At 35.8% G+C, this 14,108-nt stretch carries 19 protein-coding genes; 7 read left to right on the top strand and 12 right to left on the bottom strand.

What is annotated here, in order from left to right; genetic code table 11:
• The first annotated feature begins 2 nt into the window (after window positions 1-2).
• Together CBM15_RS15700 and CBM15_RS15695 are read left to right on the top strand one after the other, a co-directional pair.
• Window positions 3-1,217, top strand: a complete 1,215-nt coding sequence (locus tag CBM15_RS15700) for an ABC transporter permease (RefSeq protein WP_087618233.1) — start codon at window positions 3-5, stop codon at window positions 1,215-1,217.
• 15 nt (window positions 1,218-1,232) lie between these two features.
• Window positions 1,233-2,144: an ABC transporter ATP-binding protein gene (locus CBM15_RS15695; RefSeq protein ID WP_087618232.1), complete on the top strand. Its 912-nt coding sequence runs from the start codon at window positions 1,233-1,235 to the stop codon at window positions 2,142-2,144.
• Window positions 2,145-2,247: 103 nt separating this feature from the next.
• On the opposite strand, the gene CBM15_RS15690 is transcribed toward CBM15_RS15695, so the two are convergent.
• Together CBM15_RS15690 and CBM15_RS15685 are read right to left on the bottom strand one after the other, a co-directional pair.
• On the bottom strand, window positions 2,248-3,492 hold the full coding sequence (locus tag CBM15_RS15690; protein WP_087618231.1) for an MFS transporter: 1,245 nt from the start codon (window positions 3,490-3,492) through the stop codon (window positions 2,248-2,250).
• A 65-nt stretch (window positions 3,493-3,557) separates the two neighbouring features.
• Window positions 3,558-4,295, bottom strand: a complete 738-nt coding sequence (locus CBM15_RS15685; RefSeq protein WP_087618230.1) for an SDR family NAD(P)-dependent oxidoreductase — start codon at window positions 4,293-4,295, stop codon at window positions 3,558-3,560.
• Window positions 4,296-4,431: 136 nt separating this feature from the next.
• On the opposite strand from CBM15_RS15685, the gene CBM15_RS15680 reads away from it, so the two are divergent.
• Entirely contained in the window at window positions 4,432-5,313 is an 882-nt protein-coding gene (locus CBM15_RS15680; RefSeq protein WP_087618229.1) for a LysR family transcriptional regulator, read from the top strand.
• 729 nt (window positions 5,314-6,042) lie between these two features.
• On the opposite strand, the gene CBM15_RS15675 is transcribed toward CBM15_RS15680, so the two are convergent.
• Together CBM15_RS15675 and CBM15_RS15670 are read right to left on the bottom strand one after the other, a co-directional pair.
• Window positions 6,043-6,552, bottom strand: a complete 510-nt coding sequence (locus CBM15_RS15675; RefSeq protein ID WP_087618228.1) for a DUF3231 family protein — start codon at window positions 6,550-6,552, stop codon at window positions 6,043-6,045.
• 324 nt (window positions 6,553-6,876) lie between these two features.
• The gene (locus CBM15_RS15670) at window positions 6,877-7,380 is read right to left on the bottom strand and encodes a CarD family transcriptional regulator (RefSeq protein ID WP_087618227.1); all 504 of its coding nucleotides are present in this window, start codon (window positions 7,378-7,380) and stop codon (window positions 6,877-6,879) included.
• A 173-nt stretch (window positions 7,381-7,553) separates the two neighbouring features.
• On the opposite strand from CBM15_RS15670, the gene CBM15_RS15665 reads away from it, so the two are divergent.
• Complete coding sequence (locus tag CBM15_RS15665; protein ID WP_087618226.1) at window positions 7,554-7,967, top strand: MarR family winged helix-turn-helix transcriptional regulator; 414 nt, start codon at window positions 7,554-7,556, stop codon at window positions 7,965-7,967.
• Window positions 7,968-8,050: 83 nt separating this feature from the next.
• Here the strand turns inward: CBM15_RS15665 and CBM15_RS15660 are convergent, their stop codons facing one another.
• A complete protein-coding gene (locus tag CBM15_RS15660; RefSeq protein ID WP_087618225.1) occupies window positions 8,051-8,614 on the bottom strand; it encodes a nitroreductase family protein in 564 nt (187 codons plus the stop codon).
• A 358-nt stretch (window positions 8,615-8,972) separates the two neighbouring features.
• On the opposite strand from CBM15_RS15660, the gene CBM15_RS15655 reads away from it, so the two are divergent.
• On the top strand, window positions 8,973-9,173 hold the full coding sequence (locus CBM15_RS15655) for a cold-shock protein (RefSeq protein WP_008404960.1): 201 nt from the start codon (window positions 8,973-8,975) through the stop codon (window positions 9,171-9,173).
• A 244-nt stretch (window positions 9,174-9,417) separates the two neighbouring features.
• Complete coding sequence (locus CBM15_RS19300; protein ID WP_158100211.1) at window positions 9,418-9,594, top strand: hypothetical protein; 177 nt, start codon at window positions 9,418-9,420, stop codon at window positions 9,592-9,594.
• On the opposite strand, the gene CBM15_RS15650 is transcribed toward CBM15_RS19300, so the two are convergent.
• Window positions 9,591-9,866: a hydrolase gene (locus CBM15_RS15650; protein ID WP_087618224.1), complete on the bottom strand. Its 276-nt coding sequence runs from the start codon at window positions 9,864-9,866 to the stop codon at window positions 9,591-9,593. The genes CBM15_RS19300 and CBM15_RS15650 overlap by 4 nt on opposite strands.
• Window positions 9,867-10,179: 313 nt before the next feature.
• Between CBM15_RS15650 and CBM15_RS19655 the strand changes: the two genes are divergently transcribed.
• Entirely contained in the window at window positions 10,180-10,377 is a 198-nt protein-coding gene (locus CBM15_RS19655; protein ID WP_338057552.1) for a DUF421 domain-containing protein, read from the top strand.
• 148 nt (window positions 10,378-10,525) lie between these two features.
• Here CBM15_RS19655 and CBM15_RS15640 read toward each other — a convergent pair whose 3' ends face one another.
• From CBM15_RS15640 to CBM15_RS15615, 6 genes are all read right to left on the bottom strand, one after another.
• A complete protein-coding gene (locus CBM15_RS15640) occupies window positions 10,526-11,044 on the bottom strand; it encodes a YusW family protein (RefSeq protein WP_087618223.1) in 519 nt (172 codons plus the stop codon).
• A gap of 356 nt (window positions 11,045-11,400) precedes the next feature.
• On the bottom strand, window positions 11,401-11,580 hold the full coding sequence (locus CBM15_RS15635) for a hypothetical protein (RefSeq protein WP_087618222.1): 180 nt from the start codon (window positions 11,578-11,580) through the stop codon (window positions 11,401-11,403).
• 221 nt (window positions 11,581-11,801) lie between these two features.
• A complete protein-coding gene (locus tag CBM15_RS15630; protein WP_087618221.1) occupies window positions 11,802-12,500 on the bottom strand; it encodes a glycerophosphodiester phosphodiesterase in 699 nt (232 codons plus the stop codon).
• A gap of 14 nt (window positions 12,501-12,514) precedes the next feature.
• On the bottom strand, window positions 12,515-12,790 hold the full coding sequence (locus tag CBM15_RS15625) for an excalibur calcium-binding domain-containing protein (RefSeq protein ID WP_087618220.1): 276 nt from the start codon (window positions 12,788-12,790) through the stop codon (window positions 12,515-12,517).
• Window positions 12,791-12,877: 87 nt separating this feature from the next.
• On the bottom strand, window positions 12,878-13,657 hold the full coding sequence (locus CBM15_RS15620) for an enoyl-ACP reductase FabI (protein ID WP_275656657.1): 780 nt from the start codon (window positions 13,655-13,657) through the stop codon (window positions 12,878-12,880).
• Between the two features lie 136 nt (window positions 13,658-13,793).
• Window positions 13,794-14,042 (bottom strand): ferredoxin, encoded by a 249-nt coding sequence (locus CBM15_RS15615; protein ID WP_008404945.1) that lies wholly within the window; start codon window positions 14,040-14,042, stop codon window positions 13,794-13,796.
• Window positions 14,043-14,108 lie beyond the last annotated feature (66 nt).

Here is a 14,108-nt window from a genome sequence, read left to right as displayed (position 1 = left end):
AAATGTACGGATATTTTAAATTTGAACTGAAACAGTTTTTTACGAATAAGAAAAACTTGGCGATCTATTTTCTTTTGGCATTTGCTGCAATATTTTATGCATTTAAAATCGCACCTGCCTATGATCCGATTGAAAAGGTCGATCGGGAGGAAATTGAAGCCCGCTATTTAACGCGTCAGGAATTTATTGATGATTTAAGTAAGAGGGACTTATGGCAAGTACATCCGGTTACAGTTGATGCTTATCATAAGTTTGCTGCTATCAACCCGATGGATAAGGCAAGAATGGATGCCCTTGATGCAAATGATCTGAAAAAGTATGCGGAAGTAACAAGCGCCTGGTATGTTCAAATGAACTATTTGACTTTTTATAATGAACACCTTTTCTATAATGACCGATATTATGTGGCAGACAGGGAATTTGCAAATGATGAAGGTGCTTTAAATGCAATGGATCAACATTACCGGTACGGTGCTTTTAATGAGGCGAATTACGAGTTGTCGATTGGTGTTTTTGAACAACGTACGGCATTGCAGACGTTTGAGCGACTTCTGAAAGGCCCGCTTCCTTTAATATTAATTATTTGTACCTTATTACTGGCGATCGATATTGTGACGAAGGATCGTCGTCACCCGTCGCTGTTAAAAGGTTTTCCGATTGCCGACTGGAAGAAGCTGCTCGTAAAAATATGTGTTGCTTTTATCGGCAGTATCACATTATTTGTTCCTTTACTTATTGGTTTTATGATAATCGGGGCTCAATCAGGTTTCGGCCATCTTAAACTGCCATCACCCGAGTATGCTTTTAATTTCTTGCAATGGGGGAATGAGAGTTTAGCTAATATGATGACATTAGGCATGTTTTTGGGTCGGTCTTTATCATTACTGATTGTATGGTTCATTGTCATTATCAATGTTGTGATTTTAAGCAGTGTACTGTTCCGCCAAGAAATGGTGAACTTGGCGGCCGGACTATTAGTCATTTTTGGCGAAAAGTTTTATATAAGCCGCGGTATCGGGTATTTTTGGGGAGTGGAAAAAGTTCCTACAACGTATATCCATGTCGGAAAAGTTGTGTCTAGTTATCAGAACTATTATTTAGGAAGTGAGAATGTAGATTATCAATACGGCCTGCTGTTATTGTCAATATGCGCAGTTGTCCTATTGGTCATTACGCTGCTCATTTCATTTAATAAACGTTTTAAGCTTGTAAAATAAAGGGGGGGACAACGAATGATTGCTATTGAAAATATTACCGTTCAATTTGCTGAAAAGAAAGTACTCAACGATATTTCAATCAAGTTTGAACAGGGCGAGATGATCGGGCTAGTTGCACCAAACGGAACCGGAAAATCCACTTTGATGAATGTCATAATGAACTATTTGCCGCCAACAAGCGGGAAAGTATCATTTAACGATAATCTTAGCTATTCAAGTAAATCCAATGAGGTAAAAATCCACAAGTTTGTGTCGATGATGCCGGATCAAAGCGATTTATATAATCATTTAAGCGGACGTGCCCATTTAAAAATGTTCGCAACGATGTGGAAGTCTGATCCGAAACTGATCGACGAAACAATTGAAGCGCTGAATATGGGCCATTATGTAAATAAAAAAACTGGTACTTATTCACTCGGCATGCGTCAGCGTCTTTGTTTTGCGATGCAAATTGTAGCGAATACAGACATTATGATGATGGACGAAGTAATGAATGGGCTCGACCCGAATAATATTGAAATCATTTCGAAGATTTTAATGAAGAAAAAAGCTGAGGGGAAAATGATCATAATCGCCTCGCATTTACTCGATAATCTGGAAAAATATGCGGACCGGATTTTCCTGTTTAATGAAGGGAAGCTGGTCGATACGAATGAAATTATTGAAGGGTTCAGTCAGGCGAAAATTAAAACAGTACGGGTGAAAAATATGGAAGAATCCGTAAAAGCGCTGTTGAAAGAAAAGTATCCGTTAATTGAGCAGCAGACACTCGTTACGGACATGACACTTCTTCATCTACCAAGTTCAGAACCAATGCTGTTAAGCGATTTGACTGAATTTTTAGTGGATAACAATGTAATGGACTTTGCATTTGGTAAAGTGACATTGAATGATTTATATGCCCTTTATTATCATGAAGTTATATAATAAACAGCCTTCGTCAATCATTGTGACGAAGGCTGTTTTTATAACGAACAAAAAAGTTTGAATGGTATGCTTGTAAGTTATAAAAGAGTTGAAATTTTACATTTTAAACATTTAATTTTTTCTTCCAGTTCAATGAGAAGATGCTTGAAGAAATAACAATTACGAATAACGTAATTACCGTAATAAATACGATATAGTAAGATCCAGTTGTATCGAAAATGTAACTGAATAAAGTAGTACCGACTGCAACACCTAATGTAGAAGCAGACATGATTGTAGTATAAATGGATGCATAGTCTTTACCGCCAAATACTTCACGAATAACCATTGGAGGTAAAAGGGTAGACCCTGAGAAACCGATACCGAATAATAATGCACCTAAATACATCATACCGATGCCGAATGAATCAGAGAACAGTAAAGCAATCGTACCTAAAATACCACTGCCGATACCTGTTAACAATGCTAATTTAACGCCAAATTTATCGTTAACCGCACCGATCAGAAACTTCCCGCCTGTTTGACCGATCGTTACACATGTAACACCTGTAGCGGCCATTGCAGCAGAGAAACCAACTGATTGGATAAAGTTTGGTACGTGGAAGCCAACTGTAGATGCTAAACCAAATAAACCTGTAAATCCTAAAATTAAATAGAATGGAATTGTTTTGATGGCAACGTTTTTCATTACCCCAGTTTCAGGTTGTGCTTGTACAGCAACTTTATTTGTTGTTTCTTCAGCTCCATAAGGCTGTTTATTCATATCTTCTGGTTTTGAACGAATAACGAATAATGTAAATGGCAAAATTAATAGGGCGATACATACACCTAAAATCATGTATGTTGGACGCCAGCCGATTGATTCGATTAACGCACCAGTGATTTGAGCGAAAATCGCACCACCAATACCCATGAAGGCCATCGCAAAACCTAATGCTGTACCGGCTTTTGCTTTAAACCAATTGTTGATTAGTAATGGAATCGTACCATAAATCAGGAATGTACTACCGATACCAAGTGCAACACCTGAGATGTAGAAATTCCAGGCAGATGTATAGAAGCCCATTAATCCGAATGCGAGTGCATTTATAATACCAGCTATTGTTAAAATATAACGAACATCGAATTTATTTAAAAACTTCCCTGCAAACGGTAAGAAAATTGTTACAGTTAAATACATAATTGATGTATACAAACTAATATCAGATACACCAACACCGAAATCTTGTGCTACAGCGCGATATAATAGACCAGCACAGCTTACGATAATACCGACACTTGCCGCATAAATTGCAGCACTTGCGATCATGATCCACCAGGCATAGTGCATTTTCCCTTGTTTTTCCATGTTATCTCCTTTTTTATATCAGAGAAGCAGATGAATGCTTCTCCTCATAATTTATGCAAAATAATTTATTGAATTGTGAAACCGCCATCAATTGTTACCGCAGTACCGCTCATAAATTTCGCTTCATCAGATGCTAAAAATACAGCTAAGTCTGCTACTTCTTCAACTTGACCGAATGTACGTGTCGGTACAGCTTCTTTAGAAAGACCAGCTAAAACGTCTTTTACTAAAGGTGTTTCAATTGTACCCGGGCAAATTGCGTTGATTTTGATCCCGTAGCGAGCGTATTCGCTAGATAAATGTTTTGTGTAACCGATTGCACCATGTTTAGAAGCTGTGTATGCTGCTCCACCTTTACCTGCAACTAAACCGGCAACAGAACAAATGTTTACGATTGCGCCAGTTTGACGCTCGATCATGCTTGGCAATACAGCGTTACAGAATTCGAACATGCTTGTTAAATTAATATCAATTAAAAATTTCCATTGATCTAATGTAGTTTCAAGCGATTTTTGATATTTGTCGAATACACCGGCATTGTTAACTAGCACATCAACTGAACCGAAAGTTTCTTCCGTCACTTTGATGCAGTTTAAAATGTCCTCTGTTTTCATGACATTTACTGATACAGCGATTGCTTCGCCACCAGCTGCTTTAATTTCTTCTGCAACTGCTTGTGCACCTTCAAAGTTTAAGTCTGCAACAACGACTTTTGCACCTTCTTTTGCAAAACGAATTGCTTCGCCTTGACCCATTCCGGAGGCTGCTCCTGTAATAATGGCAACTTTATTTTGTAAACGCATAGTAGATCTCTCCTTAAATCAATTTTTTAATAATTGCTTGTGCGCAATTTATATCTTAAACTTAGGACATATATAATTAAAAATACTTATTTCTTATTTTGATATAACTTAAAGTTATTAAGAGGAGGTGATTTGACTGGATTTAGTAAAACTGCGCTATTTTTATGAAACAGCGAAAGTACAAAATATGTCGCATGCTGCAAAAGAACTTTTGATTTCACAACCGGCATTAAGTAAGGCAATTGCCCAGCTGGAAGAAGAATTGGAGATGGATCTTTTTTACCGAAACGGCAAACGTATTACACTAAATTCAAATGGTGAGTTTTTATTTAAACGAGCGGAGCGGATTTTTGCTGAAATACTGGATCTGGAGAGAGGTCTACGTGAATTTCGTGAGCAGGGGAATGGGGAACTGTCCATTGTTACAACGTTACCTTATACATTCACGAATATATTGAATGAGTTTTTGAATTTCTATCCAACCATAAAATACAAGCAAGTACCTTTATCGAAGGATAATCTTGAACAATTTATTGAATATGGAAAGTTTGATTTGTGCATCACAACGGAGAAGTTGAATCATCCGAATGTAGAGTGGCTTCCATTGTTCAACGAAGAAATATTTTTAACGGTACCTTCGACATACCCGGAAGCTAAATTGGAGTCGGTTCATCTTTCCGAATTGCGTTCTTTACCATTCATTGGTCTGACTGCTGAATACCGTTTCCGTCAACTGACCGATAATTTTTGCCAGGAGAACGGTTATACACCTGAATACCAAGTGGAAGTAGAAGAAGCAACGACAATATTACAGCTTGTAAAAAATGGTCGTGGAGCTGCCTTTACACCTGAAACGTCGATGAATATGTATGATGATAAAATCAAGAATGTTCGCATTGAAAATGGGGAATTTACTCGAACGATTGGATTATTAAAACATAAATATACGTATACTACAGCCATTTCTAAAGCATTTATCCAGCATTGCTATGATTATTTCGGGAATACACATAAATAACACGATAAAAGACGAATTCCCCGCCTATTGAACATAGACGGGGACATTTAAATATTAGGGGGGAGTTGATTGTTTTGTCGAACAATGTATTGTAATAGTTTAGTAGTCATTCGTTGAGCAGAACTTAATAAACTATAATTCGTCCAAATTTCTTCCAAGAAATTTGATGGTTCTGAATTTTATAGTTGGAGGCTGTAAAATCCAGTAGTAGACTGAGTAAAAGTCCTGAATTTGCAAAATCGTAATTTAAATTCGGGTATTTGTGCTGCAAAATTAATCTTTTGCACAAGTAAAATATACACGCATTTCTATATCATTAAAAATACTTATTTTTTATTCTGATATAACTTTTGGTTATTAAGAGTCCACTACTTAAAAGCAAAGAGGGTGGGACATAACCCAAAATTGCCATTTTTCTCTGAGAGAAAAATGGCGATTTTTTGCTGAAGCGTAAAAATTGATTTCCATTTCGGGACGCTTTCCGCGGGCGTGGCCTGAGCCTGTAGTCTCAGGCGTCACGCTATTCCCGCAGGAGTCTCCCTCCATTCCAATCAATTTTATAAAATATCCGTTTCTTAATAAGGATTTTCTCCTTATCTAATGGAATTTCTACTTCTGTCCCAACCTCTAATGATTGTATGGTGAATGGGGATCTGTATCACAGTGCAATATAAAGTGAAAAAATAATTGTTCGAGTTGAATATATCGTTCACTAATTGCCTTGCTTCATTAATGCAATGGATGGTGCAGATGCAGTGGTGGTGGGATTAGCCAGCCTTTTGCTTTGTTTAAGCGTAATAACTTTGCACCAAGCTGTGCCTTTGCTGTATGGAATTGGCCATACATCATTCCGATATCTTCTCTCATTGTCATACCCATAGCTTGGCTGCAGCTTACTAAACCTGCAGCAACATCTACAGATAATGCTGCACTTATTTCCGGATCATTGAAACGTGCTCCTGGAGGAATATTTTCAATGCGTGCTTCTGGACGCTCAGGTGGTGCAGGAGGGAGTCCCACTCCATTTAATTTAAGAATTTTTTCTAATTGCTTAACTTCTTCTCTTGCAAATTGGATAAAGTCTTCGATTATTTTTTTCAAGTCCTGGTCACCGGCATGGTTATAAAATGTTTGATATCCGGCAATCATACTGTACCCTGCAGCTAAACTTGTCCAAATATTGAAAACTTCTCCATAATGTAACGGTTCGTCTTTCGGGTTTCCTGTTAAAATTCCCATCATTACACTTCCCTTCAAAATTAGGTGTATTTCATACAACGGTAGTATGAGCATTAAAAGTGTTTTAATTCATTTAAAAATGAAAAAAATGATTGCATCACCTGATTTTTGATAACAAAGGAAGTGAACAATTTATAAATAAACAAAAAATTCACCTAATGACTTAAAAAGTGAAATGAAAATAAGACGCTTGCTTTAAAATAGCAAACGCCTTAGTTGAACGTGATTTTTATGTATAAAGTGGTAAGTCAATCCGTAACGAGTATTGTTGAAGTAAACGGAATTTACTTCAACTCGTTAATAAAGCAAAGTTGATTTTGAAAATCAGTTAGTAGGACCTTGAACTCTTTTATAAATTTCCTTTTCAATCGTATCTTTTGGCTTTTTAAGCGCGATTTCGAGGACATCTAATATAATCGTTGAGAGTTGTTGTAAAATTTGTGAGTCTTGGGATGTTATTTTTTTCTCGTCTTTTTGTAATTCTAAATCTTTTCTTAGGAGAGTATTCATTAACTGGGCAGCTTCTAGATGATTGTTCGCACTTAAGATTTCTGCGTGATTTCTTTGACGGTTTGTGCTGCGGTCATTCCATTCGCTTGGTTCATTTGAGAAACAATCCATAATTTGAACTGCTTCATCATAGCTCAATATTTTTTCAAGTTGTGAGTTTTTACTTTCAACTGGATGATATAGTGTTACTCCCGGTCTAATTTTTGATTGCATAACATAGTAAAGCATAGGTTCTCCTGTGAAGTTTTGTTCTACAATGCCCTCAATCTGGCAAATACCATGGGATTTATAAAACGTTAAGTCACCAATTTTATACATATATACGCCTCCGGAAAAAGTTATAAATTTAATTTTAAAGTAATTTCGCATTTAAGTCAACTAAGTTGACTTAAATATCCTATTAGTATCGTGAACTTGAATTAATATTTTTCCTTTAGTATGATGCTTGAGAATATTTAAGAATTATGTTGATAGAAAGAAGGGAAGAAGCCATGATTGACTTTATAGAATTATTGTATCGCCAACATAAACATTTGCGCCAAATGGCTGAAATGATTTGGAATGAAAATAATGACCTTCATATAACGAGTTCGGAATGGTTTGTACTGAAAAACATATATGAGGGCTATGTAACAGTGCCTGAATTAGTAAAACAATTGGACATTTCAAAGCAAGGGGTTCATAAATTTGTGACTTCTTTACAAGAAAAGGAATTAATTACGACCGAATTAATAAAAGGATCGAAAGTTCAAAAGATGGCTCATTTGACCGAAAAGGGAATCATTATTTTTAATGAAAGCAAAAAGATGGAGCTGGAAATAGAAAAGATGGTAAGAGATACAATCGGGGATAAAGAATATGAAATGCTGTTGGAAATGCTCAAAAAGCCGCTCTTAAAAATTTAATCCGATACTTTCAAAATGAAGACAACAGAAAACCGCACGAAAGAGTAATTCCTTCATGCGGTTACTTCAATACATTTTATTACTTATTCAAACGAACCTTCAAATACAATTTCGTTTAATGGGCGTCGGCCTGATGGTGTCTCACGTGCCTGTAATTCAGGAGAAAGCATTTCTTTATCGCCTATGTAACCAATGGCAATTGCTAAATGCACATCAAATGTATCCGGAATGTTAAACGCTTCTTTTGCCACATCTTTATAAATACCGCTCATTGGATGAGTGATTAATCCTTCTTGAGCTGCCTGAAGTGATAGGAAGCCCCATGCTGTACCTGAATCAAACTCATGTGAACCTTTTGTATTGTCTGAAACGACTAATACTAAAACTGGTGCACGTTTTGCCCATACTAAGTTACCTTCCATTAAAACAGGGTGGAATTTTGCTAAATCCTCTTCTGTTTTCGCTACGATAAAACGCCAAGGTTGGTTATTGCCTGCTGAAGGAGCCCAACGAGCTGCTTCAAATAAACGGTTTAATACATCTTCTGCAACAGGTGTGTCTGCATAGGCGCGCGGTGACCAACGATTTAAAAATATTTCAGAAATGTCGTGCTCCGCAGTTCGAAATTCTTTTGCTTGTAATACCATGAAAAAATCCTCCTTGTTCTATGTAATACATCTCCTATATTAACCAACGCGAAAATATAATTGCAAATAAAATGCTTACAAAAAGTAAGTAAATAATTATTAGTTAGTAATTACGAATTATAAATGGAAATTCAGGTCATCTAATGTAAGAAAGGCAGAAGCAGATAAAGTTGTTTTTAATAGTAGACAAATGCAATTTTTTGCTATATACTAAAGTCAATGAGATAGTTACAAGACATTAAATTCACCTATTACAAAAAGTATTCGTGGTTTAGTTGGTACTTTTTGTAATATGTGAATTTTTTTCTTTTTGAAGAATTGCGATCTTATTAAATTAAATTAATTGGAGGTCATTTAAATGACACAAGGTACAGTAAAATGGTTTAACTCAGAAAAAGGTTTCGGTTTCATCGAAGTTGAAGGCGGTTCTGACGTATTCGCTCACTTCTCAGCTATTCAAGGCGACGGTTTCAAAACTCTTGAAGAAGGTCAAAAAGTTGAGTTTTCAGTAGAAGACGGTCAACGTGGACCACAAGCTACAAACATCGTAAAACTTTAATTTTAATGATGTAATCATAAAAGAGGGATCCTTACATTAGGATTCCTCTTTTTTTGTATATTTTCATTTAAAAAATATTTCAGTTTCAATTTTGCAGATGAAATTAGAACTGCTATTAATTTTGTTGTATCTATAGTTAGTAAGGATTTACAATTTATCTTATTTCACCGGGAATTTAACGGCAAGTTAATGTGATAAATACGAATTTGACGATAAATTGGCAAGAGTTGATGGGGGTAGGGTTATGGAAATTCCGAGGTTTTTACATTATCCGGGTAGTAATTGGAGTATGACGGATTGGATTGTCAGCCATATGCCTTTTGATGGTTCATTAGTTTTAGTAGTTGAATCAGAACGTGGAGAAAATCGAATGCAGAAGAAAAGCCACTTTCTTAAAGAAAGTGGCCTCTTGTTTACTTAGTCTGCTTCAATTCGTATCGCATCAATTTTTTGACAGTCTACGATAAGTGTTGAACCACGTTCAGTTGTTGGATCAATAAATATTGCACAGCAATTATTATTGTCAAATCTTTTAAAAACGACATCTTCTAATATTTGACCACCTGATAAGAAAACGTCAACTTCTGTCCCTTTTCTTAATTGTCTTAATAGGTCACAGATACAACCTTTACAACGATTCTTATTATTGTAAGAACTTAATTCACTGGTACATTTGCTACAATTACAACCCATTTGTAACACCCTTTTCTTATCTGAATTTGTAAGGCTAGCATTACATTAATAGAATATGATATGAAAATGAAACGAACTAGGTAACGTAACTAGTGAGAATATAGAACTTTTATAAAAAACATCTAAACCGAGCAAATAGGAACCTTTCCTTAAAATAAAGGTTTAGAAAAAAAGGGAATGGTAAAACCTGTATAAAAAAGTTAAATGAGGTATAAAATGCTTGAACATTTTGAGATAATTTTGAGGTCGTTTACTTCTTTCGGGACTGTTACTAGTAGGGACACGAATACTAGGTAAACAAACGATCTCTCAAATGACCATGTTTGATTTTGTTGCAACAATTTCTTTAGGAGCTATATCGGCGAACTTAGCCTTTAATACATCTTTAAAGGTTTCTCATACTATCTTAGCATTTGTCATTTATGTCTTTATAAAATTTATGATTGCTCTCATTTCTCTAAAAGTAAAAAAGGCCAATGTTTTATGGGGAATTGGAGGCATTGGCTTCTGAAAGAGGTAATTAAGAATTTCAGCAAAAGTGACATTGAAGTGGCGAGGGCATAACTAATTTCAGTTCACAAAAAATCGAAATTGCACCAAGCAATTTCGATTTTCTGCTTAATAGTGAAGAGTTCTATAGAATAGACCTCTTAGCACAATTATTTATTATGATGATAATGTTTTTCTTCGCCGCTTTGGAATTTTACTTCAAGTTCAAATGACTGATAATTCTCATTTAGAGCAAATGCCTTTAGAACTTCTTTACGAACATCCTCATCACTGGTATTTTTATCAAATGTAAGTTGTTTTAATGCATTGGCAAAATTTTCGTAGGCTTTATCGCCATTATATTTAACACCATTAAGATCATCATCTAGTTCAGCATAAATATTGTTTCCATCGTTCTCATATTCAACATCGTATGATTTATGATCTGCATATTCTACGTCTAAATCAAAATCAGTAAAAGTATAATTTACATCTGCAACTTTTATTCCAGTCCGTTCATCTTCTTCATTTTCTGTATTATTAGTGGCATTATTATTCGTTGTTTCATCAACCACACTATTATTTCCTGTAACTTCTTTATCCTTATCTACATTTGCATCTTCATTATTACAGGCATACAATAATCCCAATAATAGTGGCATTGTAAGAATTCCTTTAAATAATTTCATTAAACTCTCTCCTTTGAAAGTGTCGTTAATAACTACTATTAAAAGAGAGTATTCCCAAATTAAAATGATCTATCCATGTTTACTTCAATTAAAGATATCTGCTTGCTGAATTTTGCGAGAATACCTTTCAAACTGTATATTCTGAACTATGCAACATTTATTGATTTTAAAGTTAAGGACACCGGTCATATAGTAAACTTACACAAAACAAAAGAAGTAAAAATTAATGGAATTATGTATTAACTCAGACCTTATGCATTACGTTGGAAAATAAGCCTTCCACTAAATTGCGGAAGGCTTATTTTTATTTTAGGGTACAAAAGAGTATGTACCCCGTTTATTAACTTTAAAATAGTCTAGCCCACTAAGTTATGCTTAACTACTTCATACGCTTGGCAAATATTTTTATAAGCATCTTTATGCTGAGCAATCATTTCAACTGCAATTTCATATAAGTCAGAAGAGTCTGTTGTGACTAAATCATTAAGTAAAGTTGCTTCCATTTTTTCTACAAATGACAAAATTTCTGTATTCATAATTTCATCTCCGAATCTGTTGGTTGTTACTATAAATATACAGTAAACAGACGTCTGACTTCAAAGGAGATGAGAGTGAAAACGAGTAAAACTTTTAAAGTTTGACGATAAAATGAACTCCACAATTTTTAGCTCTTTGAAAGCGTTTTTCTAATAATAATCTAAATATTTACATAAAAACCTGTTTCAGAAGAATTTCTCTGAAACAGGTTTTAGATATTTTATAGGTTTACTACGTCAGAAAAAACAGCATCGATGCCGAGTGATTCCATTTGCCGGGCAATTGCGGCATCATTTACTGTATAAGCTCGGACGATTATCCCGTTCTTAACTGCTTGCTGAACAATAGATCGCATCCCGTAATAATAGGGGATATGTATAGCATCAGTATTGAACTTCTTTATATATTCCTCTAAGTTCATAATAAGCGAAGCAAATAGCAATGCGGTTTTCACATTAGGCATAATTTGCTGGAAGCGTGCAATGCTTTCATGATTAAAGGAAGAAATAATGACCCGATCTTCTATATTAAAGGCATGTATTTCATTTGCAATGAGCGCTTCAATGCCTGGATATTCAAAAATGTCCGACTTAATCTCAATATTGATCTGGAAAGGGGACGCTTTGAAAACTGTCAGTACTTCCGCCAATGTAGGTATTTTTTGACCCGCAAATTCCGGAGCAAACCATAAGCCATAATCGAATGTTCGCAGCTCCTCCAGCGTCATATCTTTCACAAAGCCTTTCCCCGTTGAAGTCCGGTTGATTGATTCATCATGAATGACGACTAACTGGTTGTCCTTTGTTAAATGGACATCAAATTCAACTCCCCAAATATTCAGCTTTGCGGCTTCCAGAAAAGCGATCATCGTATTTTCTGGATATTTGGCACTGTAACCACGGTGAGCGAGAATTTTCATCTATTTCACAACTCCTATTTTTCGCAAGCAATGCCGTCATTATCGCGGTCACTTTTCTCGTTTAATTTATAAAGTTCGGCTGATACGAATGGTTTATATTTTATTTTTCCGCCTTTGTTCGTTGTTTTTGCGTCTTTTGATACGCCGCCTTTGTAAACTTTGTTTAATTCTGTGCAATTTTTATAAGCGACCGCTTTTACTTTTGCAGCTCCTTCTACTTCCAATGTCGAAAACGAGAAACTTCCTATTAAAACAGCACCCATTAACAATGCGGAAATATACTTTTTCATTGGAAAAAACCTCCCAAACCTGTATTTTCCAATATTTTACCATATAAAAAAGCGAATTCACAAGGGAGGTAGTGAATTCGCTCAGGACTAACCCATAATATTATAACCGCTATCGATATAAATCGTTTCGCCAGTCACACCGCGGGATAGATGGCTTAACATCACGATCGTCATGTCAGCAACTTCTTCCTGGTTTGTGTTGCGTTTTAACGGAGATGTTTCTTCGATTTTGTGCAGGATCTGATTGAAACTTGGCACACCTTTTGCTGCCAATGTCCGGATAGCACCAGCTGAAATCGCATTTACACGAATATTTTCTGCACCAACATCCGCTGCCAAATAGCGCATCGATGCTTCAAGTGCTGCTTTAGCAACGCCCATTACATTGTAGCCGTCTAGCACACGCTGTGCACCTAAATAAGACATCGTTACGATAGAGCCGCCTTCTGTCATATAAGGTTTTGCAGCTTTTGTTACAGCAATCAGCGAATAAGCACTTGTATCTTGTGCAAAGGCATAGCCATCACGAGTTGTTTCGACGAATCGGTTGTGCAGGTCTTCGGCATGTGCGAAGGCAACAGAGTGGATAATGCCATGAATTACTTTAAATTGCTCACCAATTGCATTGAATGCTTTTTCAATGCTTTCGTCGCTGTTTACGTCACATTCAATAACTGTTGCATTATGATCTTCGTAATTTGTTAAAAGCTTTTCGATTTTTCCTTTTGAACGTTCTTTCCGATATGTGAAAATAACATTTGCTCCAACATCAAATAATCGCTTTGCGATGCCCCAAGCAATACTGCGTTCATTGGCAACACCCATTACGACAATATTTTTCCCTTTTAATTGTAATAAATCCATAATGACACCCCTAAAATAGTTAGTTAATATTAGTACCTACTACTAATAATAACTATAACATCTCAATTATAGATGCGCAATGAGAAAAATAGGGCAAAATAAAAAACGATCCTTGAAAAAGAATCGTTTCGTTTATAAACTATTCGAATTTTAGCGAGTCGCCGTCGAATGTTTCATCTGCAACTTTAATAGAATCTGTTGGACAGCCTTCAAATGCATCTTGCATATCTTCTAGTAGATCTTCTGGAACTTCAGCAGTACCCATGTTATCATCTAAAATAACGAAAGCGATTCCTTCATCATCATAATCATAAATATCTGGTGCAGCAGCGCCACAAGCGCCACAAGCGATACAAGTATCTTTATCTACGATAGTATATTTTGGCATTGTTACCTCTCCTTTATCCGTTCGTTTCCATAAAGCTCTTACTTATTCTAATGCTGTTTTCAGTAC

Source organism: Solibacillus kalamii (assembly GCF_002174535.1).
Taxonomy (GTDB): Bacteria; Bacillota; Bacilli; order Bacillales_A; family Planococcaceae; genus Solibacillus; species Solibacillus silvestris.
Note: the sequence above shows the minus strand (reverse complement) of the source record. Positions and strands in the feature narration are given on the sequence as shown.